Origin of the sequence: Kitasatospora sp. NPDC059747 (assembly GCF_042732955.1) — a bacterium.
Lineage (GTDB): Bacteria > Actinomycetota > Actinomycetes > Streptomycetales > Streptomycetaceae > Kitasatospora.
Genome location: NZ_JBHWGV010000040.1, coordinates 9,638 through 31,470, shown reverse-complemented (window position 1 = coordinate 31,470; position 21,833 = coordinate 9,638). Strand labels below are relative to the sequence as shown.

Sequence of the window (21,833 nt, the reverse complement as noted above, 5' to 3'; positions counted from 1 at the left end):
TTGTTTTTTTTTTCCCGGCCCGCGGCGCGCCGCCCCCCGCCCGCGGGGGCGCGGCGCGGGGGGGGCGGGCCGGCCCCCCGGCGGCCCCGTCGGCGGGAGCCGGCTCCGTCACAGCTGGCCGGTCCGCTCGCGCCACGCCCGCTCCTTGACGATCCACTCGTTGTCCTGCGGGAACTCGTCGATCGCCGGGACGCGCCGGATCTCGCACTTCGACCCGGGGATGGCGGGCATCCGCTTCGCCCACTCGACCGCCTCCTCCTTCGAGGCGACGTCGATGAGGTAGAAGCCGCCGAACAGTTCCTTCGTCTCACCGTAGGGGCCGTCGGTGACGACGGGGGTCTCGCCGCTGTAGTCGACCACGACGCCCTGGCCCGGGTCGTCGAGGCCCTCGGCGGCGACGAGCACGCCCGCCTTGATCAGCTCCTCGTTGAAGCGGCCGACGGTTTCGAGCATCTCCTCGAAGGGGGTCTCCATCATCTTGGTCATCGACTCGTCGGTGCCGCGCATGATCAGCATGTACTTGGCCATCGTCGTTCTCCTCGGTGTCGGGGGGTCGTCCGTCGACCCTCTCTACCTCAGGTCGAACGGCGGCGTGGCGGATCGACACAAGGAGGGAAAACTTTTTGGGACCTGTTCCCGGCCGGTTCTCAGTGGCCCGCCGCCGGGCGGGGCCAGCTGTGGTGGTGCTGGTCGATCACGTAGTGGTGGACGTGCTGCCAGCCGCCCTTGGTGGCCGGGCGGGCGTCGGTGAGGTGGGGGTGGCCGGGCGGGAGGTCGGTGTGGAGGTGGCCGAGGGTGTCGGGGTCGCGGGCCGGCCACAGGGCGGCGGCACCGGCCGCGGCGGCCAGCGCGACGGCCCCGAGCACGACGGCCGTGACCGGGAGTCCGGCGCCCGCCGCGAGCCAGCCGGCCAGCGGGTAGGTGAGCAGCCAGCAGCCGTGCGAGAGCGAGAACTGGGCGGCGAACGCGGCGGGGAGGTCCCCGTCGGCGGACGAGCGGCGGATGAGCCGGCCGCCCGGCGTGAGGACGGCCGAGCTGCCCGCGCCGATCAGGGCCCAGGCCGCGAGCAGCGCGGCCCACGCCCACGCGCCGGGCCCGGCGGCCGTGATCGCCGTGACGGCGGCGAGCACGGCGGGCAGCGCGAACGCGGCGGTGAGCATCACCGGCCGGTCGCCGGTCCGGGCGAGCAGCCGGGGGAGCAGCAGGGCGGCCAGCATCGAGCCCGCGCCGTACGCGCCGAGGGCGAGCGAGACGGCGCCGGCCGGGCGGTGGAAGTGCTCGCGGACCACGACGACGGTGTTGACGAACACGATCGCGCCCGCCGCCGCGACGGCGAGGTCGAGCGCGAGCAGGGCGCGCAGCCGCGGGGTGGCCCAGAAGAGGCGGGAGCCGAACGCGGCCCTGGCGTAGGCGCCGCCGGTGCGCTCGACCGGGGCGGGCTTCGGCAGGACGGCGGAGACGACGAGGGCGGCGGAGGCGAGGAAGCCCGCGGTGGTGCCGGCGAACAGCCAGTTGTACGGGACGACGGTGAGCAGGAGGGCGGCGAGCGCCGGGCTGAACAGGGACTCCAGGTCGTAGGCGAGCCGGGACATCGACAGCGCCTGCGTGTAGTCGCGTTCGGCGGGCAGGAGGTCGGGGATGGTGGCCTGGAAGGTGGGGGTGAAGGCCGCGGAGGCCGCCTGGAGCAGGAAGATCAGCAGGTAGACCTCCCACACCTGGGTGACGAAGGGCAGGGTGAGCGCCACTCCGGCCCGGGTGAGGTCCATGCCCGCCATGAGGGCCCGCCGGGGTATCCGCCCGGCGATCGCGCCGGCCAGCGGGGCGATCGTGACGTAGGCGACCATCTTGATCGCGAGCGCGGTGCCGAGCACCGCCGAGGCGTCGGCGCCCGCGAGGTCGTACGCGAGCAGGGAGAGCGCGACGGTGGCCAGGCCGGTGCCGACGAGCGCGACGACCTGCGCGGTGAACAGGTGGCGGTAGGCGCGGTTGCGCAGCACGGAGAGCATGCGGGCCGTCCCGGTGGTCAGGGGGCGGTGGGGGACGTGCCCATGATAGTCAATGCGTGCGTACCTGTGCACATATTGGTGGGACGTGGGCCCGGATAGGGCCCGCGGGGGCGTCAGTCGTGCGGCGGCAGGTGCCGGATCTGGTGGTCGGCGACGTTCATCGCCTCGTCGACGAGGCGCCGCAGGTGGCCGTGGCGCAGCGAGTAGACGACCCGGCGGCCGTCGCGGCGGGTGGTGACGAGGCCGGAGAGCCGGAGCTTGGCCAGGTGCTGGCTGACGGAGGGGCGCGCGGCGCCGGTGGCCTCGGTCAGCGTGGTGACGTCGGCCTCCCCCTCGCCGAGCCGCTCCAGGAGCGCGAGGCGGGTGCGGTCGGCCAGGAGCCCGAGGATGGTGGCGGCGACGTCGAGCCGCTCCTCGGCGCGTTGGTGCGAGTGGTGTGCATCTGCCAGCTCGGTGCCACTGCTCATCGGGCCATCGTAGGCCGTCCGGCCGCCGTGGGAGTGCTCGGGTGCGCACTCATGGTGAGTTGCCGGGAAGTCCGGCGGAGTGGCGGCCGCTCGTATACCGTGCTGGGGTATATGATCCCGGACCGTTCCGGTAGGAAACCGGGGAGCCCGGGGGAAGGCCGACCACCACATGCACGCGATCCTGCACGCCCTGTCCATCACCGGTTCGATGACCTGGGAGATCACCTGGGCCCTGGTGCTGGGCTTCCTGCTGTCCGCCGTCGTCCAGGCCGTCGTGCGCAAGGCGACGATCGTCCGGCTGCTGGGGGACGACCGCCCGCGCACGCTGGCCGTCGCGTCCCTGCTGGGGGCGGCGTCCTCGTCGTGCTCGTACGCGGCGGTCGCGCTGGCCCGGTCGCTGTTCCGCAAGGGGGCGGACTTCACGGCGGCGATGGCCTTCGAGATCGCCTCGACCAACCTCGTCGTCGAACTCGGCGTGATCCTGGCCCTGTTGCTGGGCTGGCAGTTCACGGCGGCCGAGTTCGTGGGCGGCCCGGTGATGATCCTGCTGCTCGCGCTGCTGTTCCGACTGTTCCTGCGGGACCGCCTGCTGCGCGAGGCGCGCGAGCAGGCGGAGCACGGTCGCGCCGGCTCGATGGAGGGGCACGCGGCGATGGACATGTCCGTCCGGGGCGAGGGGTCGTTCGCGAAGCGGCTGCTCTCGCGCGAGGGCGTCACGTCCGTCTCGCACGTGTTCGTGATGGAGTGGGCGGCCATCCTCAAGGACCTCGTGATCGGCCTGCTGATCGCCGGGGCGATCGCCGCGTGGGTGCCGGACGGCTTCTGGCAGGCGTTCTTCTTCGCCGACCACCCGCTCGCGAGCAAGCTGTGGGGGCCGCTGGTCGGCCCGCTGGTGGCGGTCGCGTCGTTCGTCTGCTCGATCGGGAACGTGCCGCTCGCGGTGGTGCTGTGGAAGGGCGGGATCAGCTTCGGCGGGGTGGTCGCGTTCATCTTCGCGGACCTGCTGATCCTGCCGATCCTCAACATCTACCGGAAGTACTACGGCGGCCGGATGGCGCTGTTCCTGTTCGGCACCTTCTACGCGGCGATGGCGGTCGCCGGGTACGTGGTCGAATTCGCCTTCGGCGGGCTCGGGCTGGTGCCGGACCAGCGGACGGCGGAGATCCCGATGGCGGGCGTCGAGTGGAACTACACGACGTGGCTGAACATCGCCTTCCTGCTGCTGGCGGCGGTCCTGGTGGTCCGCTTCTTCCGGACGGGAGGGACGGCGATGCTGCGCATGATGGGCGGCTCGCCGGACGGCGGGCACGCGCAGGACGAGCACGGCGCCCACGGTGGCGGCCACGACGGTCACGGCCAGCACGGTGGCGGCCACGACGGTCACGGCCAGCACGGTGGCGGCCACGACGGTCACGGCCAGCACGGCGACGGCCGGCACGGCGACGGCCACGGGCACCACTGACTCGGCGCGCCGAGCCGCGCCGACTCTGCCACGCTGAGGAGGGCAGCTACCTCGACCGAGGAGGCCCGCACCCATGTCAGCGCAGAAACCGGGGCCGGCCGAACGACGGGCCCGCGCCGCCGCGATCCGGGCCGAGGAGGCCCGCCGGGAGCGGCGACACCGATGGCTGGTGGGCGGGGTCGTCGGGGTGCTCTCGCTCGCCGTGATCGGCGGGATCGCCGGCGTGATCGCGACGAACCAGAGCTCGACCTCCCCCTCCGGCGTGCCGGCGCACCCGCGCACGACCGCGGAGGGCCGCACCACCCCGCCGCCCTGGGACGCGCCCGCCGACGTCGAGGCGGCGGTCAAGGCGGCCGGGCTGCCGATGCTCGGCGCCGAGGGCACCGCCCTGCACATCCACGCCCACCTCGACGTCTACGCCGACGGGCAGCCGGTGACCGTCCCGGCGCTGGTCGGCATCGACGAGGCCGCGCAGAAGCTCAGCCCGCTGCACACCCACGACACCACCGGCGTCGTGCACATCGAGTCGCCGGTGACCGCCGACTTCAGCCTCGGCCAGTTCCTGACCGAGTGGCAGGTCTCCGCCTCCGCCGACCACCTCGGCGGGCTGCGCACCGACGCCACCCACACGCTCACCGCGTACGTGGACGGCAAGGCGGTGTCCGGCGACCCGGCGGCGATCGTGCTGCACGCGCACGACGAGATCGCGCTGGTCTACGGCACGGCCGCGGAGAACGCCGCGGTCACCGTGCCGAGCAGCTACAACTGGCCGAGCGGGCTCTGAAGCGCGCCGTCGGCGGGGCCGCCCGGCACGAGGGGCGCGATGACGCGCTGGGTCGGGTTGGTGCTGTCGTTGTCGTCGTCCGAGGTCACCGTGGTGGTGATCGAGCTCGTCGCCCAGGAGACCACGCCGAGGACGATGAAGACGACGAGCAGGCCGCGCCCGCCGCCGCCGAGCACGAGCGGGCGGGTCGCCGACACCGGGCCGTCCGGCTCGCTGCCCGCCTCCTCGCCGAACAGGCGCTTGGGGTAGGCGGAGGTGAGCATCACGAAGTAGGCGGTGGCCCGCATCCGGTAGCGCACGATCGCGGCCGTGGCCTCGAACAGCGGCTGCGGCATCCGGCCGAGGATCAGCACGACGAGCCAGAGGACGAAGGACACCATCCACCACCCCGCGTACACCAGGCCCTGCACGATCGCCGCCGGGATGACGAGGACGATGCGGAACAGCACGGCCAGCCGGTTCAGCTCCCCGGGCCGCAGCTCGACCTGCACCGGGTGCTCGGGCGTCCGGAACCGGAACGGCGGGTAGCGGTCGTGCATGAGCATCAGGTAGGCGGTGACCCGGGTGTCGTACGGGACGAACGCGGTCAGGTAGTCCGCCGCGAAGCCGGGCAGGCGGCCGAGCACCAGCGCGCCGAACCAGCCGATGACGGTGACGAAGAACGCCACCACCGACAGCACCCACACCACCACGAACTGGGGGATCAGCAGCAGCAGCCGCAGCAGGACCGTCCACCGGTTCTGCGCCCCCGGCCCCGGCATGTCCAGCACCGGGAGCCACTCACGGCTGACGGGGGCGGGGGGAGCCTGCCACATCCGGGCCTCCACGGTCTCGGGACGACGGGCCCGGCGGTCGGGCGCGGCCGGGTGCCTTCCGAAGATCGCAGCAGTCCGTCCGGCCCGCGCGCGGAGCTGGGCCGGACGGCTGACGCCGCCTAAGCCGTGAGGTACGCCGGGTCGTGGGCGCAGATGATCCGGACGTCGGCGGAGCGGGAGCGCTGGAGGGCGCGCAGGCGGTCGAGGTTGTGGAGACGGGCGGGGTTGTCGACGGCCAGGAGACGCTGGAAGGCGGTGAGCCCGGCCGGGCGGCGCGGGGAGCCGGGGGCGATGTCGGCGTGGTTGAAGTAGGCGTCCCCGGCGTGGAGCAGCCAGCGGTCGCCGGTGCGGACGGCGACGCCGCTGTGGCCGCGGGTGTGGCCGGCGAGGGGGACGAGCAGGACGTCGGTGCCGGCCTTCGGGAGGACCGGGATCGCCCGGAAGCCGTACCAGTCCTCGGTGGCGGCGTCCGGCCGGTGCTCGACCCAGCGCGGGCCGTGCGCCCACTGGGCCGGGCGGTAGCGGTCGCGCTCGTTGAACGTGGCGCCGGCGCGGGCGGCGCGGAGTTCGTCGGCGAGCACGTGGACGTCGGCGTGCGGGAAGTCGGCGAGGCCGCCCGCGTGGTCGACGTCGAGGTGGGTGAGCACGACGGCGCGGACGTCGCGCGGGTCGTACCCGAGGGCGCGGACCTGGTGCAGGGCCGTGCGGGCGGGGGAGAGCCGGGGGCGGACGGTGGCGAGGAAGCGGCGCCCGAGGCGCTCCTTCGGGCGGGCCACGTCGTCGGTGCCGAAGCCGGTGTCGACGAGGACCAGCCCGTCGGCGCCCTCGATCAGCAGGCAGTGCGCCGAGAGCAGGCCGAGCAGCCGCCCGCCGCCGCCCATCAGCGCGCGGCCGCCGAGCGGGCACATCGTGCCGCAGTCCAGGTGGTGAACGGTCATGTCGCCTCCAGGGGTTGGGGGGCTTCGGGGGTGCGGGACAGCAGCCGGTCGAGGCCGGCGGCCAGCTGGACGTCCCCGTGCGCGGTGTACAGCTCGCCGGCGGTGCGCCGGTGTTCGGCGGCCTCGGCGGAGCGGCCCAGGGAGTCCAGGAACTCGCCGAAGTGCCGGTGCGCCAGGGCGTGCAGGCGCACGTTGCCGGAGGAGCGGCACAGGTGCAGCGCCTCGCGCCAGGTGAGCTCGGCGGAGTGCGGGTCGTCGAGCGCGTGCAGGGCGAAGGCCTCGTTGACCATCGCCCACACGTAGGCGTTGGCGGTCGGCTGTGCGGCGAGCAGGTCGCGGGTCTCGCGGGCGAGGTCGAGCGCGGCGGCCGGGGCGCCGAGGACGACCTTGAGGGCGGCGGCGTTGCTGAGCACGGTGGCGGCGTGCTCGCGCAGGCCGGTGCGCCGGACGAGGGCGAGGGCGGCGTCGGAGAGGCGGTCGGCGCCGGCCTGGTCGCCGGTGAGGGCGGTCATCGAGGCGCGCACGGACAGGGCGTGGATGTGCAGGTCGCCGTCCTCCGGGGTGGTGCGCTCGACGGCCCGCCCGGCGAGGGGCAGCGCCTCGGCGACGCGCCCGGTGGAGCCGAGGGCGCAGGCCGTCGCGGCCTCCATCGCGGCCAGGCCCTCGCGGTCGCCGCTCGCTCGCGCCGCGTCCAGCCCGACGCGCAGGCAGGCGAGGCGGTCGTGGACGCGCCCGGCGCCGTAGTAGAGGGTGGCGGTCGCCCGGGCCAGTCGCCAGGCGCGGTCGTGCTCGCCGCGGTCGGCGGCGGTCGTGACGAGTGCGCGCAGCACCGGTTCCTCGGCGTGGCACCAGGCGAGGGTGGCCTGCGGGTCGGTGAGCCGGGGGAGGGCGAGGTGCCCGGTGCCCGGGGGCCGGAACGGCTCGTGGTACGGGTTCAGGCGGCGGATGGCCGTGCCGGTGGCGAGCAGTTCGTAGTCGACGAGGCGGCGGAACGCGTCCTGCCGGCCGGCGGCGGGGAGGTCCGCGAACAGCCCGGCGCCGTACAGGCGGACGAGGTCGTGGCGGGCGAAGCGGCCAGGGGTGGTCTCGGTCAGCAGGTGGTGGGCGGCGAGGGAGCCGAGTGCGAGCCGGGTCGCGTCGGTGTCGGCGGCGAGCAGCGCGGCGGCCGCGTGGACGTCGACCTCGGTGCCGGGGTGGGGGGTCAGGAGGGGCAGGAGATATCGTGCGTGCGACGGCAGATGACGATACGTCAGGCTGAGTGCCGAGTGGACGCCGAGGGTGCCGTCCGGAGTGGCGAGGGTCGACAGGCGGGTGCGTTCGTCCGCCAACTCGGCCACCAGATCGGCCAGTTGCCAGCCGGGGCGGGCCGCGAGCCGGGCGGCGGCGATCCGCAGGGCGAGGGGGAGCCGGTCGCACAGCTCGACCAGGTGGCGGGCCGCGTCCGGCTCGGCCGCCACGCGCTCGGCGGTGAGGCGGAGTTGGAGCAGGCGGTGGGCGTCGCCGTCGGGCAGCACGTCGACCTGGAGCAGCGCGGCGCCGTCGGCGACGACCAGCTCCTCCAGGCTGTTGCGGCTGGTGACGACGGCGACGCCGTCCGGCCCCGCGGGCAGCAGGTCGGCGACGTCGTCGGCGCTGCGGGCGTTGTCCAGCACGACCAGCAGCCGCCGCCCGCGGGTCCGTTCGCGGAACAGTGCGGCGCGCGCGGGGCGGTCCTCGGGGATCGCCGGTTCGGGCACGCCGAGCGCGCGCAGGAAGCGGCCGAGGGCGTGCGCCGGGTCGGCCGGTCCGGCCGGGTCGAAGCCGCGCAGGTCGGCGAAGAGCCGGCCGTCCGGGAAACCGGGGGCGGCGCGGTGGGCCCAGCGGACCACCGTCGCCGTCTTGCCGACCCCGGCCGGGCCGACCACCACGGCCAGTCCGTCCCCGGTGCGGTCCGGGCCGCACTGGGCGTCGAGCCAGCGGTCCTCCGCCTCGCGGCCGACGAACCCGCGCGGAGGGGCGGGGAGTTGGTCGGGTGCCGCCGATGGTGCCGCCGATGGCGCGGGCGTCGGTGGCACGGCGGGCTCCTCTTCGGGCTCCTCGTCGGCGAGCACGTCGGAGAGGGCCTGCTGGAGCTCGCGGCCCGGGCAGACGCCGAGCTCCTCCGCGAGGCGCGCGCGGGACCGGTGGTAGGCCTCCAGCGCGGCGGCGGTCCGGCCGCTCCGGTGCAGGCAGCGGACCAGCAGGGCGGCGACGGGCTCGCTCAGCCCGTCCGCCGCGACGGCCTGCTCCAGCGCCGGGACAGCCGCGAAACCGCGCCCGAGGTGGAGCTGGCGCTGCGCCCAGGCGCTGAGGAGCTCGGTGCGGGCCCCGTCCAGCCGGCGGGCCAGGGCCGCGGCGCGCGCGGTGGCGGGGAGGTCGGCGAGGGCCGCGCCCTGCCAGAGGCGGAGGGCCCGTTCGAGGAGCGCGGCGGCCGTCGCGTCGTCGTCCGTCGCGGCGGCCCGTGCGCCCAGCGCCTCGGCGGCCAGGGCGTCGACGGCGGCCGGATCGCCGGTGAGGCGGTAGCCGGGGGAACGGGTCGTCAGCTCGAACGGGGAGCCGGGCCCGGCGAGCAGTTTGCGCAGCGCGGCGACGTGACCCTGCAGGGCGGCCTTGGGGTGCGCGGGCGGCTCGTCGTCCCAGAGCAGCCCGGCGAGGCGCTCCACGGGGACCGTGCGGTTCAGCTCCAGGGCCAGCAGGGCGAGCACCGCCCGCCGCTGGGCACCCCCGACCGCCGTGGGGGCGCCGGTGCCGCGCGTGAGCTCCACCGGGCCGAGCAGCCGTATCCCCATGCGTTCCGTCCCGCCGTCATGCCGTTGGTCCGACCGCAGCTTACCCGCGGGTAGCCACGTCGGAGCCGGCCCGTTGAACGCCGCCGCCCGTCGGTCCCGTTCACGGAGAGGGGCGCGCACTCGGGCGCCCCGGAAACACGGGGAGGACGTGGATGCAGTCCCGACGCGACCAGGTGCAGGCCCACCTGTTCGTGGTGAGCAGGCTCGCCTCCGGCATGCTGCGCGCCGAGCCCGACGCCGCCGACACCCCGACCGGACGCACCACCCGGGGCGCGGTGACCGGGCTCGCGCTGGGCGTGCTGATCGGCCTCGGCGCGGCCGTCTACGGGGTGATGGTGCCTGGCGGCGACACGGCCTGGGCCAAGCCCGGCACGCTGGTGATGGTCAAGGAGACCGGCGCCCGCTACCTCTACGTCGGCGGGCAGCTGCACCCGGTGCTCAACGACACCAGCGCGAAGCTCGTGGCCGGCGAGCAGATGGCGGTCGAGGAGGTGAGCCGCGCCTCGCTCGCGGACACCCCGCGCGGCGCGCCGGTCGGCATCGCGGGCGCGCCGGACGGGCTGCCGCCGGCCGCCGACCTGGCGGGCGGCACCTGGCTGGTGTGTGCCACCGTCCAGCCGGGGGCCGCCGGGGCCGCGCCCGTGCCGAAGCTGGGCGTGCAGCTGGACCCGGCGAGGGAGGGCAAGGCGCTCGCCCCCGGCCAGGGCCTGCTGGTGACGACCCCGGACGGCGCCGTCCACCTGCTCTGGCAGGGCCAGCGCCTGCGCGTCGACACGGCGAACAAGGCCATTCAGGCGCTGGGTTACTCGGGCACGACGCCGTTCCCCGTACCGGCCGGGCTGCTCAACGCGCTGCCCGCCGGCCCCGACCTCGCCGCGCCCGCCGTCCCCGGACGCGGCGACCCGGGCCCGGCGCTGGCCGGCGCCCCGACCCGGGTCGGCCGGCTCTTCGAAACCCCCGGCGGCGTGCGCTACCTGCTCCAGCGGGAGGGGTTGGTGCCGCTGACCGGTACGCAGTTCGCCCTCCTGATGGGTGATCCGCGCACCCAGAACGACGCGTACGGCGGGACGGCCCCGGTACCCGCGCGGATCGGCGCCGCCGACCTCGCCGCGCACACGGCGCCCGGCGCCGGCGCCCCGACACCGGGCCTGCCCGAGTCCCCGCCGACGCTCGTCACTCCGCTGCGGGACGAGGGCGTGTGCGCGGACCTGCACGTGGGCACGGGTGCGCCGGTCGGCTCGGTGACGGTCCTGAGCGCGGCGGACGCCGGAGCGGGCCGGGCGCCGGTGTCGCCACCGGGCTGCGCGGTCACCGACCTGGTCGCCGTCCGCCCGGGCCGCGGCGCGCTCGTGCGGGCGCTCTCCGGCGCGGGCACGGGCAGCACCGAGTACCTGGTGACCGAGGCGGGCGTGCGCTACCCGCTGCCGTCCGCCGCCGCCGTCAAACAGCTCGGCTACGCCGGCGCCACCCCGGTGGCCGTGCCGTCGGGCGTCCTGGGACTGCTGCCGACGGGCCCGAGCCTGGATCCGTCCGGCCTCGGCGGCGACGCCGCGACGAGCGCGCCGGCGGGCCGGGGGAGTTCGCCCACCTGCGGCTGAACCCGCCCGCGAACAGCCTCCGTTGACGAGGTAGACCGACGAACGAAAGGAGCTCCGATGACCACCCCCGCACCCGGCGGCCTGCTCAATGTGGAGCAGCAGGCGATCCAGAACGCGCTGCAGAGCCTCGAAGGCCAGATCTCGCAGATGATCAGCTCCGGCCAGACGGTCGAGCGGATCAACATGGAGATCGCCGCCAACTACGTCTCCGTGGCCAGCAAGACCTTCCAGGACAAGGTCGGCGACTGGGTCGTGAACTACAAGCGGGTCATGCAGGCCTTCGACAAGCTCACCCAGGACCTGGGCAGCGCCCGCTCGATCCTCACCAAGGCCGAAGAGGACGCCCACGTCCAGGGCGGCAACTGGGGCGCCTCGGACGGCGTCTTCCACGCCCTCGGCGGCAAGAGCTGACGCTCCGTCATCACCCTTACGCAACCCACGAACACGAGGAGGAGACGCCATGAGCGGCCCCACCGACATCATGCTCAGGCACGAGTCGATCGACGCGGCCTTCCAGGACCTGCTCAGCGCGGCCCACACCATGCAGAGCGGCCTGGAGGAACTGATCGGCCGGCTCCAGGGCATGGAGGCGAACGCCGGCCAGTACAAGCAGGCGTTCAGCGAGTTCCTGAACATCGCGAGGAGCAGCTCCAGCGCCATGCACGACGACATGCGCGACGGCGCCCGGGCCCTCGACGAGATGAACCAGGCCATGAAGTACGCCGACCGGGCCGCCGCCGCGGGCTTCTGAGCGGAGCACGGGCATGGCCAAGGAGCTCCGGCTCAACGACCAGACGATCGCCGACCTCACGGCGAAGGTGGACCTCTGGCGGCAGTGGCTCACCGGAGACGCCACGCCGCCCGGGATGCCGGCACCGACGGACGGTCACAAGAACCTCGTCCTGCAGGTGGAGGCGTTCGCCGGCGGCGCCGACACCCCGGGGGACAAGCACTACCCGGACACCTACACCAAGCTGCTGGGTGCGCTCGGGCTCGGCCCGTCGACCGAGATGCAGAGCAGGTTCAAGACCTTCGCGGGCGGTGTGAAGGCCGAACTGGACGTGCTGGTGAAGTCCCTGGACGACATCACGCTGGGGCTGGCGATCGCCAAGATGAAGTTCAAGGAGGGTGAGGACCACGCGCTGACCGCGGCGGAGATGTTCGAGATCCTCAGCAGCCCGTCCACGCCCCCGCCGCCGGGACCCTCGGGGGCCCCGCCGGCACCGTAGTGACGCCGCCGCCGGCGCCGGGCCGGCGGCGGCACATACCCGGGTCGGGACGGATCCCCTCCGAACCCCGGCCCCTTCCGTACGCAGCATCGCAGGAGCGTGAGTCGATTGGGCGCAACCGGAACCGGCGGGGGCGGCGACAGCAGCCCGAACTACCCGTGGGAGACGGCCCTGAAGGCCTTCGGGATCACCGACTACCCGTCCCGGGACGACGTGGCCAACCCGGCGGTGTCCGGGGACTGGCTGATGAGCGGCGCCTACTGCTCGACGACGGCCATCAGCACGAGCAACATGGACGTCGTGGCCGTCCTCCACCCGCTGAAGAAGTCGAAGAACGACAACACGCCGAGCTGGTACGTCGGCTTCAACGGCAACTGGAACGGCAACGGCGACAACCCCGGCTGGAACTCCGGGGCCAACAAGTGGGCCCACTTCACGAGCGCGTGGACCGACGTGATGTGGGGGCTGTACGCCGGTGGCGACAACAGCGCCACCAGCGTGCCCAGCCTGAAGTCGGGCAGGTACCTGATCGACCACCTCTCGGCCCTGCTGGCCGAGGTCAAGAGCGACGTGCACAAGGTGGCCGACACCCTGGACGTCGAGGGGAGCGACTTCCAGGGCTCCGCCGCCGGCGAGCTGAAGTCCTACCTGACGAGTTTCGAGCAGGCCGTGAGCGTCCTCCAGCTGGAGATCACGCTGCAGGGGAACCCGTCCGACGCGCTGGGGACCGCCGCCGACGGCCTGAAGGCCGCGTACAAGGCGCTCCTGGACGCCCGGCAGGCCTGGCTGACGGACCGGGGGGCCTACCAGGCCTTCAACACCCAGGCGTCCCCGGTGCCCTGCCTGCGGTACGCGCTCAACCAGCTGATCCTGCCCGCACACGCGGACACCACCAAGAAGACGGTCATCTCGAACGGGATGGACGTCAAGTCGGACGAGTTCCGCAACGCCGTGGAGGCCCTGGCGAAGAAGGTCTGGCGGGACAACGTCGTCAAGTACCTCGACGCCGACGCCAGCACCGCGATGGGGAACCTCGGGCTGCAGTTCACCGCCGTCAGCACGAAGCTGAACACCAGGTTCAGGGTCGAGACCCCGACCGGGACGGCCATCGCGCCGCCGGCTCCCCCCGGTCCGGGCGGTGACGGCGGGGGCAAGGACGGGGGCAAGGGCGGTGGCGGCGACCTCGGCCTCGGCGGCGGCGGTGGTGGTGGCAACGGTGACCTCGGCCTCGGCGGCAGCGGCGGCAAGGGCGACCTCGGCCTCGGCGGCAAGGGCGGCAAGGGCGGAGGTTCGCACGGCATCAACGGCGGCGGACCGCCCCCGCCGAAGGACGGCGGGCCGCTGACCCTCGACCCCGGCGGCACCGGCGGCATGCGCGTCCCGCTGCTCGACAAGGACGGGAACAAGCTGGTCGGCAAGGACGGCCAGCCGCTGACCGTCCCGCCCGGCTCGACCATCGACGGCCAGGGCCGGGTGATCGGGCCCGACCACAAGCCGGTGCTCGGACCGGACGGCCGGCCCCTGGTCGTTCCGCCGGGCACCACGCTGGGCAAGCCGGCGCCGGTCGTCCCCGGGGGCGGGTACTTCACGGTGCCGCCGGGCTCGAAGGTGGACGGGAACGGCATGGTGATCGGCCCGGACGGCAAGCCGCTGCGGGACGCCCGGGGCAATCCGGTCTACGCCGGCAAGAAGGGCACGATCGACAAGGACGGCCGGCTCCTCGACGCCAACGGCAAGCCCGTCACCACCAACGACCAGCTCTTCGCCGACGAGGAGCACGCCCTCAACGAGCTGACCACCCTCGACCCGACCACCGGCGGCAGCGGCGGGTTCGACCTCGGGTCGCTGCGCGGCGGGAACCGGTGGACCGACCCCGGCTCCTTCGACCTCGGCGACGGTTCGCCGGGCTCGCCGGGTTCGTCGGGCGGCCTCCGCCTGCCGGGCCTGGAGGTGGGCGCCCCCAGGCCGGAGACCGGGTCCGGGGAGCCGCTGTCCGTCACCGGCGGGTTCTACGGGGGCAAGGCGCTGACCGACGGCGGCCTCGTCAACTCGCCCGAGGACGCCGCGACCCTGGCGGCCGCCAAGAAGGCCGCCGCCGAGCAGGCCCTGGCCGAGAAGCCCGGCCCGAAGGGCCCGAACCCGGCCCAGGAGGAGGCGCAGCTCCAGGGCCGCAACACCGCCACCACCGGCGGCGGCATGCCGCCCATGATGCCGCCCGGCGGCATGGGGGCGGGGGCCGGCGCCCAGGAGAACAAGGAGCGGCAGCGCACCACCTGGCTGGCCGAGGACGAAGAGGTGTGGGGCACCGACGCGGGCGCCGTCAGCGGCGTCATCGGCCGCTGACGGCACCCGGGTTGAACGCGGGCCGCCGCCCGTCCCGTTGTCCGGAATGACAACCCCGAAAGCCGGCGCGCGCCGGGCTCCCTCCCCCGTGGGCCCGGTGCGCGTCCTTGTCCGAGAGGAGCCCGATGGCCGTCTCCCCGTTCGCGCAGCAGATCGAAGAGGCCATGGAGACCCTGCGCGTGCAGCAGGCCAAGATCGAGGAGGCCACCCGCAAGCTCCAGGCCGAAACGGTCTCCGTCACCTCCAAGGACCGGATGATCACGGCCGTCCTCGGCGCGCAGGGCGAGGTGGTGTCGCTGACCTTCCACACCACCGCCTACCGCTCCATGGCCCCGGCCCAGTTGAGCGCGGCCCTGACCGACGTGCTCAACCGGGCCCGGGCGGACATGGGCGCCAAGGTGACGGAGTCCCTGGGCACCTTCGAAGGGCTCGGCGAGATGCTGCGCACCTCGATGACCGGCGGCACCGAACTCGACGAACTGCTGGCCCCGCTCCAGGCGATGCGCCCGGGCCCCGGCGCCGGCGCCCGGCGCGAGCGGCAGGAGGAGTTCCGTGGGTGAGTTCAAGGCCACGGCCGAACTGGGCGGCTCGTTCGCCCAGTTGGGGTCGATGACGACCCTGCTCGACCAGATGAACCGCCGGATCGGGCAGATCGACAAGTACAACAAGAACTCGGCCGGCCACGACGAGATCGGCAAGAGCTACCACGAGACGGTCGACGGGCCGACCAAGAACCTCATCGAGCTGATGGACCAGGTCGGCCAGGTCGTCCAGAAGCTCAGTGAGAACGGCGGGCACGCCGCCAAGCTCTTCACCAAGACGGACGACGACCTGTCCACGACCGTCAAGTAAGGCCTCCCGGACGCCCCGCGGCGCCTCCGGCGACCCGGCCGACGCACTTCGTACCCCTCAGGAGTCCCCCGCCATGTCGATCGAGATCCCGGTCGGGCTCGCGAACCTCTTCCACGGTCTGACCGGCATGGCGTGGCCGGAGGCCAAGGAGGACGACCTGCGCAAGGCCGGGGACTACTACCTGCTGGTGGGCAAGAACATGCCGCAGCTGGAGGACTACGTCCGGCAGGCCGCCGCGTACTGCACGGACAACATCGCGGGCCAGGCCGGTACGGAACTCGCCGCGGCGGCGGGCGCGCTGGTCGGCGCGGGCGGCAAGGACAACGCCCTCGACCTGGCCGGCAAGCAGTGCACCCAGCTCGGCCAGGTCGCGCACGACACCGCCAACCAGGTCGAGTACGCCAAGTGGATGACGATCGCCCAGCTCATCCAGCTGGCCCTGGAGATCGCCTGGGCGATCGCCGCGAGCCCGTTCACCGGCGGGGCGTCCCTCGGCACGATCGTGGCCGCCCGGGCGGTGGCCGAGGGCGTGATCCGCAAGATCCTCGCCTGGCTGATCGACCGGATCGTGATGCACACCGTCGTGAGCATCACGGGCGGTCTGGTGATGGACACGATCATCCAGCTCATCCAGATCGGGCGCGGCGACAAGACCGAGTGGGACTCCAAGTCCACGCTCCAGGCGGTCGAGTTCGGCGCCCTCAACGGCATCGTGGGCGGCCCGCTGGCCCTGCTCGGCGGCGGGCTGACCAAGCTCTTCCGGGGCGTGATCGGCAAGAGCCTGGGCAAGGAGGCCGGCCGCGTCCTCGGCGGCGACCTCGCCAGGGTCTCCAACGGGCTCGCCAAGGACGGCCTGGCCGGCGTCCTGTCCAAGGACGCGGCCCGGACGATCGGGGAGACGGCGGCGAAGGACCTCGCGAAGGGCGCCGGGAAGACCCTGGCCAACGAGGCCGGGCACAGCGCGGCGGACGCGGCCGCGCGGGACGCGGCGCGGAGCGCCGAGCACGCCCTCGCCAACGAGGCCGCCCACGCCGTCGCCAACGAGGCCGCCCACGCCGCGGCGGGAGCGGCCGCCCGGGACGGCGAGAAGTGGCTCGCCAGGGAGTCCGCCGAGGCCTTCGGCAACGACCTGGCGCAGACCATCGGCCGCTACTCCCACGAGATCGGCAACGCCTTCGCGGGTGGCCTGCGCGAGCTCGGCAAGGACGCGGTGGCCCGGTTCGAGAAGGACGTCGCGCAGGTCTTCGAGCAGCACTTCGGCAGCGTCCTCGGCAAGGAGGAGGCCACCCAGCTCGGCAAGGACTTCGCCCACGCGATGGCGGTGAGCGGCGGGCGCGGCGCGGCCGAGCACGAGGCGCTGCGCACCGCGATGCGGGACGCGCTGGGGTCGCGCGGGCTGAGCTCGGAGGGGGTCGATCACCTGGTCGAGCAGGTGCCCGGCCTGCTCGACAAGGTGGGCGGCAACACCAGGCTGTTCAGGATGGGCGTCGCCGTGGGCGGCTACCTCGGCGCCGGCGTGCAGAACGGCCTCACCGAGGGCTTCTACAACCTCACCTTCGGGCCCGACCACTCTTTCTCCGTCACGTGGGAGACCTTCGTCTCCGGCATGGCCATGGGCTTCGTCGGCCACATGGGCCACAAGGGCGTCGCCCCGCTCGCGGAGCACTACGGGAAGTGGGTGAGCAAGAAGCTGGCCGACCCGAACGACACGGGCCCGGGGGTCCAGTACCTGCCGTGGAACCACCCGCTCACCATCCTCTCGGCGGTGGCGAACCTGACCGGCCGGTCCGCCCCGTTCCCGGTGCCGCGGCCGAAGCCGCTGACGGGCGGGCCCGAGCACGTGGGCGGGGCCGCGCACCCGGAGGTCCCGAAGGCGGGGAGCACGTCGACGGTCGGGGGCAAGGCGTCGTCGTCCTCGTCGACCTCGTCCTCCTCGTCGTCCCGGTCGTCGTCGGAGAAGGCTCCGACCGCGCCGGTGCCCGACTCGGTGAAGGTCCAGGGCGGCGCGGAGCACCAGCAGCCGTCCGAACACGAGACCGGCGGGCAGCAGGGGGCGGTCAAGACCTCGTCGGAGGGCGGCAGTTCGCCGTCCGCACCGCCGTCGAGCGAGCCTGAGGCACCGGTGCACGCCGCGACGGCGGGCGGGGAGCCGGGGCAGGTCGCCCCGCCGACGCGGGTCGCGACGTCGGGGTCCGTGGCGCCCGAGGCACCGAGGTCCGTGGCGCCCGAGGCGCCGAGGAACGTCGACGTCCCCGTCCTGCCGGTCGTCGAGGCGGCCCCGGACGCCACGCCGCCCCACGCCGCCACCGCGGCCGGTCGCCACCTCCCCGACGGGGGCGGCTGGCTCCTCCACGACACGGGCGCCAGTGCGCCGCGCTTCCCGGCGGACCTCGGGAGCGTCCTCGGTCGTGCGGCGGAGGACGGCACCCGGTTCCCCGTCGTCGTGCACGTCGGCGAGAACGGCCGGCCCGTGCTGGACGGCCGGGAGATCCCGCCGGAGCGGATGGCCGACCTCCTCCGCCGGCGGGAGGCCGACGGGGAGTGGGAACCCGCCGCCCAGACCGTCGAGTTCCTCGGCTACGGCGACCGGCGCGCCGTCGACCCGCAGTACGTCCAGCACGTCGTCGACGACCTCGCCCGCTCGCCCCGGTTCGCGGACGCCCAGGCGCGGACGGGCGGGAACGGCACCGGGCCCGTGTTCCGCAGCGCCGAATCCGCCGAGCGCGCACGGGTGTTCGACGAGTCCTCGCCCGACCGGCGCACCTTCGGCGACCTCCTGCGCACGTCCTCCGACGGCGACGGTCCGACCGCCGCCGAGCACCCGCTGCTGCCCGATCCCGCACGGCTGCACGAACTCACCGCCGCCGAACGGGCGGAGGCGTTGCGCAACCTGCCGGACGAGCGGCGCCGGGAGCTGGCGCGCGACGCGGCCGTGATCGAGAGCCTGAAGAAGCTCGGCGACACCCGGGAGTTCGCGGAGACCGCCGCACACCTGATGGTCGACTCCGGCCCCCGGACCGGCGGGTCCGGGCCCGCGCACCGGGAGGCCGTCGAGCAGGTCGCCCGGATGCTGCGCAACCGTCACGTCGCCGTGAAGCTGCTGGAGGCGGGCCACCGGGTGGGCGCCGTGCCCGGCGGGCACCCGACGACGACCCACGACGTCGCCCACGCGGTCCTCGACGTGCTGCCGACCCGGGACCGGGCGATCATCAGGGAGGCCTACCGGACCCGGACGGAGGGCGGGGAGCAGGGGGCCGGTGCGGGGCAGCGGACGGGCGACGACGTATCCCGGGGCGAGCACGAGTACTTCGCCCGCGTCACCGAGGGCTACCTCGGCACCGACGGCGGGCCCGACCGGGTGCGGCGGAACGAGCCGCCGGAGGTGTCCGCTCTGCTGAAGCGCCTCTACGGCAAGGATCCGGTGCACCCGAACGACGGCACCGGCCCGCACCTGGCGCCGTCCTCCCCGACCGAGCAGGGCGGGCAGCCGCACCAGGTCGCCGCTCCGGGCCAGGGCGACGGGCCGACGACCTTCGTGGCGCCGCGACTCACGAGCGGAGTCAGCGACCTCATCGGTGGTCTCGGCACGGACGATCGACCGGGCAACTCCGCCTTCGAGAACGTCACGAGGAACGTCGGGGCCGTGCCGAAGCTGTCCGAGGCGGACTACCTGGCGTTCCTCAAGCCCGGTGAACCCGATGCCCTCCCCCCTCTTCGACCGCTGGGCTTCGTGGTCAGCGCCATGACGAGCTACAAGAGCGCCGGCGAGATCAGGACCGTGATCGAGCGGATCATGGAAGGCTCGCACGGCATGGACCGCCGGGTGGCCTTCGTCATCGGCCTGAACGCCCCGAAGGGCGAGGAGGCGGCCCTCGCCGCCGCCGCCCGGGAGGCCAGGAACATCGCGGCGACCATGGGCGTGCCGGTGGCCGTCGTGAAGTCGACGTTCTCGTGGCTCAAGGTCAAGGGGGAGGAGGTCTTCCCCTACGGCGAGATGCGCAACGCGCTCCTCGACAGCGCGCCGACCCACCAGCTGATCAAGGCCATGATGGACAGCGACCTGCATCCGTACCTCGCGGTGCAGGACTACGACATGGGCTCCCGCAAGGTGCCGTCGGGCAAGCACGTCTTCAACTTCGTCGAGGACACGCTGCACCGGCCGCAGCCGCACCCCGACCACTCGCCCACGGGCACGGGCGAGCAGACGGACCACCGGTTCGACCTCGACGACGACGCCCTCGACCCCAGCCGCCCGCTGGCCTTCGTCGGCGGGTACCGGATGCCCACCGAACAGGCGGACCTGGACCGGCTCGTCGCCGATGTGGAAGGGAGGTTCACCAGGAGCGGGAAGCAACTCCCGGCGCAGTGGCTGGACGCCCGAGGCCGGGCGGAGATCCTGGAGCAGGTGAGGCTCGCCGTCGAGACGGACATGCTGGAGCGCGACTGGCAGGCCTCGTACGCCCCGCTGCTGCCCTACGCGCCGGAGCCCAACCTGATGGTCGACGGGCCGGCGGTGCTGCTGGCCGACGGGACCGGCACCCAGGCCCTGAAGTGGGGCCCGGGCCGGGCGGAGTTCGAGGAACTCGGGCGCGGGCTCAACCGGATCAACGCCTGGGAGCTCGACCGGTACTACCGGAACGAGCTGGAGGGCAAGCCGGAGACCGTGGCCGTGCCGAACAGCACGCGGTCCACGAAGACCTCCACGCCCCTGGGCCAGGGGCGGGACGAGATCGTCGAGAGGGTACGTGCCGACGCGTCCAACAACCGTCTCCCGAACCGCGGTGAGGCCTTCCGTACCGACTTCCGGGGCGGTGCCACGGTCACCGACCTGTCCCGGCTCGTCGTGGACCACCTGGAGAAGCTGGCCGCGTACAAGGGCAAGGGCGCGGGGCCGAAGATGGCGCTGGGGCAGTCGCACGTCGGCCTCGCGACCCCGTCCGCGCGTCTGAACAGCAAGGACTTCCGCCTGGGCGACGGCGATCCGAACTCCTCCGCCAGGTCGGCCCGGCACACCATCGGACTCGGGCCCTACCGGGAGGACTACGGGAAGAACCTCGCCGACCGGTTCCGGAGCGAGGACCGGCTCAACCGGTCGCACCGGGAGCCGGCCGGGGACCGGAACGCGATGGTCCCGGTGGACCCCGCGAGCTACAAGACGACCGAGGCGTGGCAGAAGGAGATGGTCAGGACGCGGGTCGGCCGCGACTGGCTGCTGGCCGGACAACCGGGCCCGGACGGCAGCGCGATGCCGCCGCACCTGATCCCGAGGGACGGCCTGGGCAGGCCCGAGTTCGGGCCGGGCGGGCTGACCAAGAACGTGCTGAGCCACTCGACGTCGGCCCCGCTGGACCCGCGAGGGCCGTTCGCCGGCATCAAGGCGGGCATCCAGGACGAGCACAGACTTCCGACCGCCCAGGCGCTGGCCCTGTCGACGGCCGCCATCCGCCTCGGGCGCCGCCTCGCCGACCTGCGGTTCAACCCCGAGCCGGGGCGCACGGCACCGCGCGCGGAGGACGCCGCCGGGCCCTGGAGGATGCCGACGGAGCCGGCGCTGCGCGAGTACGGCGGTTTCTACCGGGCCTTCGGGCACCTCCGGGCGGAGAACCGGCCCGGCGGCGCCGCGGGGCAGCCCGCCGGTGCTCCCGGGGAACTGCGGGCTGCCGTCGAGGAGGTGCGGAAGGAGGTCTTCGACTGGATGTTGAAGCCCGCGAACCTCGAACGGGTCACCACCTACGCCCGGGAGAAGGGCGTGAACCTGGACGACCTGTACCTGACGATCGAGCACGGTGAGGACCGGACCGGTCCGACGGGTGACGTGCTCCCGAAGATCCTCGCGTCGATCCGGAAGGCGAAGCTGGACTTCGGCACCGGGGAGCCCGTGCTGCCCTTCAAGGGAAACCCCAAGAAGGTGATCAGGGTGGACGGGCCCGGGGACGGTGACACCGCGATGGACATCGATCACGCGACGGACACCGGTACCGCGATGCACACCAGTACCGCGATGCACACCGATGCCGCGATGGACATCGACAACCCGGCGCCGGAGGGGGCGCCGGAGCCGGGCCCCGCCGTCCCGGGCGGCGCGCCGGCGCCCGTGCGGTCCGTCCACGAGCTGGAGCTCCTCGCGCCGGAGGCCCGGCGTGAGCTCGCGCGCGACGCACAGTACGTCAGGGGCCTTCGCGAGAGCCTGGAGCCGGAGGACTTCGCCGAGGCGGCGGCCCGGCTGATCGTGGACGTCGACCCCCGCACCCACCAGCCCGTCGCGGCGCGGCACGCGGCGTACGAGCAGGTCGCGCGCATGCTGCGGGATCCGAAGGTCGCGGAACGGCTCCTCACGCAGGAGGTCCGGGTGGTCATCGTTCCGAGGGACGTGCCGATCACCGAGGTGGCGGGCCTGGAGCACCTGAACGACCTCCCCGAGGTCGAGGGGGGGGGCGGGGGGGCCGGGCGGGGCGGGGGGGCCCGGCGCGGGCGGGGGGGGTGGGCGGGGGGAGACGCGCCAGGGCGGGCGCCCCGCCGCCGGGCGCGCGCG

Annotated in this window: 15 protein-coding genes and 1 pseudogene; 10 read left to right on the top strand and 6 right to left on the bottom strand. The window is 74.0% G+C overall.

The genetic code is table 11. From position 1 onward, the window contains the following. Nucleotides 1-108 precede the first annotated feature (108 nt). The 3 genes from ACFV4G_RS19240 to ACFV4G_RS19230 all read right to left on the bottom strand — a co-directional run bounded on the left by ACFV4G_RS19240 (nt 109) and on the right by ACFV4G_RS19230 (nt 2,473). Entirely contained in the window at nt 109-528 is a 420-nt protein-coding gene (locus ACFV4G_RS19240) for a YciI family protein (protein ID WP_380441801.1), read from the bottom strand. A gap of 119 nt (nt 529-647) precedes the next feature. Continuing rightward, nucleotides 648-2,006, bottom strand: coding sequence for an MFS transporter (locus tag ACFV4G_RS19235; protein ID WP_380441799.1), 1,359 nt, complete (start codon nt 2,004-2,006; stop codon nt 648-650). A 113-nt stretch (nt 2,007-2,119) separates the two neighbouring features. After that, nucleotides 2,120-2,473, bottom strand: coding sequence for an ArsR/SmtB family transcription factor (locus ACFV4G_RS19230; protein WP_380441796.1), 354 nt, complete (start codon nt 2,471-2,473; stop codon nt 2,120-2,122). 169 nt (nt 2,474-2,642) lie between these two features. Between ACFV4G_RS19230 and ACFV4G_RS19225 the strand changes: the two genes are divergently transcribed. Continuing rightward, a complete protein-coding gene (locus ACFV4G_RS19225) occupies nt 2,643-3,935 on the top strand; it encodes a permease (RefSeq protein ID WP_380441794.1) in 1,293 nt (430 codons plus the stop codon). 73 nt (nt 3,936-4,008) lie between these two features. After that, nucleotides 4,009-4,719 (top strand): hypothetical protein, encoded by a 711-nt coding sequence (locus ACFV4G_RS19220; protein WP_380441792.1) that lies wholly within the window; start codon nt 4,009-4,011, stop codon nt 4,717-4,719. Here ACFV4G_RS19220 and ACFV4G_RS19215 read toward each other — a convergent pair. The 3 genes from ACFV4G_RS19215 to ACFV4G_RS19205 all read right to left on the bottom strand — a co-directional run bounded on the left by ACFV4G_RS19215 (nt 4,695) and on the right by ACFV4G_RS19205 (nt 9,279). Further along, entirely contained in the window at nt 4,695-5,534 is an 840-nt protein-coding gene (locus ACFV4G_RS19215; RefSeq protein WP_380441790.1) for a DUF4389 domain-containing protein, read from the bottom strand. The two genes, ACFV4G_RS19220 and ACFV4G_RS19215, sit on opposite strands and share 25 nt — an antisense overlap. Nucleotides 5,535-5,653: 119 nt before the next feature. Then, complete coding sequence (locus ACFV4G_RS19210) at nt 5,654-6,472, bottom strand: MBL fold metallo-hydrolase (protein ID WP_380441788.1); 819 nt, start codon at nt 6,470-6,472, stop codon at nt 5,654-5,656. Beyond that, a complete protein-coding gene (locus tag ACFV4G_RS19205) occupies nt 6,469-9,279 on the bottom strand; it encodes a BTAD domain-containing putative transcriptional regulator (protein WP_380441786.1) in 2,811 nt (936 codons plus the stop codon). Before ACFV4G_RS19205 ends, ACFV4G_RS19210 begins: the two co-directional genes overlap by 4 nt. A gap of 152 nt (nt 9,280-9,431) precedes the next feature. Here ACFV4G_RS19205 and eccB point away from each other — a divergent pair, with 152 nt between their 5' ends. The 8 genes and pseudogenes from eccB to ACFV4G_RS19165 all read left to right on the top strand — a co-directional run. Beyond that, entirely contained in the window at nt 9,432-10,877 is a 1,446-nt protein-coding gene (gene eccB / locus ACFV4G_RS19200; protein WP_380441784.1) for a type VII secretion protein EccB, read from the top strand. 57 nt (nt 10,878-10,934) lie between these two features. Beyond that, on the top strand, nt 10,935-11,288 hold the full coding sequence (locus ACFV4G_RS19195; RefSeq protein ID WP_380441782.1) for a hypothetical protein: 354 nt from the start codon (nt 10,935-10,937) through the stop codon (nt 11,286-11,288). Between the two features lie 49 nt (nt 11,289-11,337). Then, nucleotides 11,338-11,628: a hypothetical protein gene (locus tag ACFV4G_RS19190; protein WP_380441780.1), complete on the top strand. Its 291-nt coding sequence runs from the start codon at nt 11,338-11,340 to the stop codon at nt 11,626-11,628. A 13-nt stretch (nt 11,629-11,641) separates the two neighbouring features. Continuing rightward, nucleotides 11,642-12,106: a hypothetical protein gene (locus ACFV4G_RS19185; protein ID WP_380441778.1), complete on the top strand. Its 465-nt coding sequence runs from the start codon at nt 11,642-11,644 to the stop codon at nt 12,104-12,106. 108 nt (nt 12,107-12,214) lie between these two features. After that, nucleotides 12,215-14,449, top strand: coding sequence for a hypothetical protein (locus ACFV4G_RS19180; protein ID WP_380441777.1), 2,235 nt, complete (start codon nt 12,215-12,217; stop codon nt 14,447-14,449). A 125-nt stretch (nt 14,450-14,574) separates the two neighbouring features. Next, nucleotides 14,575-15,009 carry a YbaB/EbfC family nucleoid-associated protein gene (locus ACFV4G_RS19175; RefSeq protein ID WP_380441775.1) on the top strand — a complete coding sequence of 145 codons (435 nt, stop codon included), beginning with the start codon at nt 14,575-14,577 and terminating at the stop codon, nt 15,007-15,009. Then, nucleotides 15,002-15,301 (top strand): hypothetical protein, encoded by a 300-nt coding sequence (locus ACFV4G_RS19170; protein ID WP_380441773.1) that lies wholly within the window; start codon nt 15,002-15,004, stop codon nt 15,299-15,301. The genes ACFV4G_RS19175 and ACFV4G_RS19170 overlap by 8 nt, the downstream gene beginning before the upstream one ends. Before the next feature lie 73 nt (nt 15,302-15,374). After that, nucleotides 15,375-21,833, top strand: a pseudogene (locus tag ACFV4G_RS19165) (hypothetical protein); the annotation flags it as partial.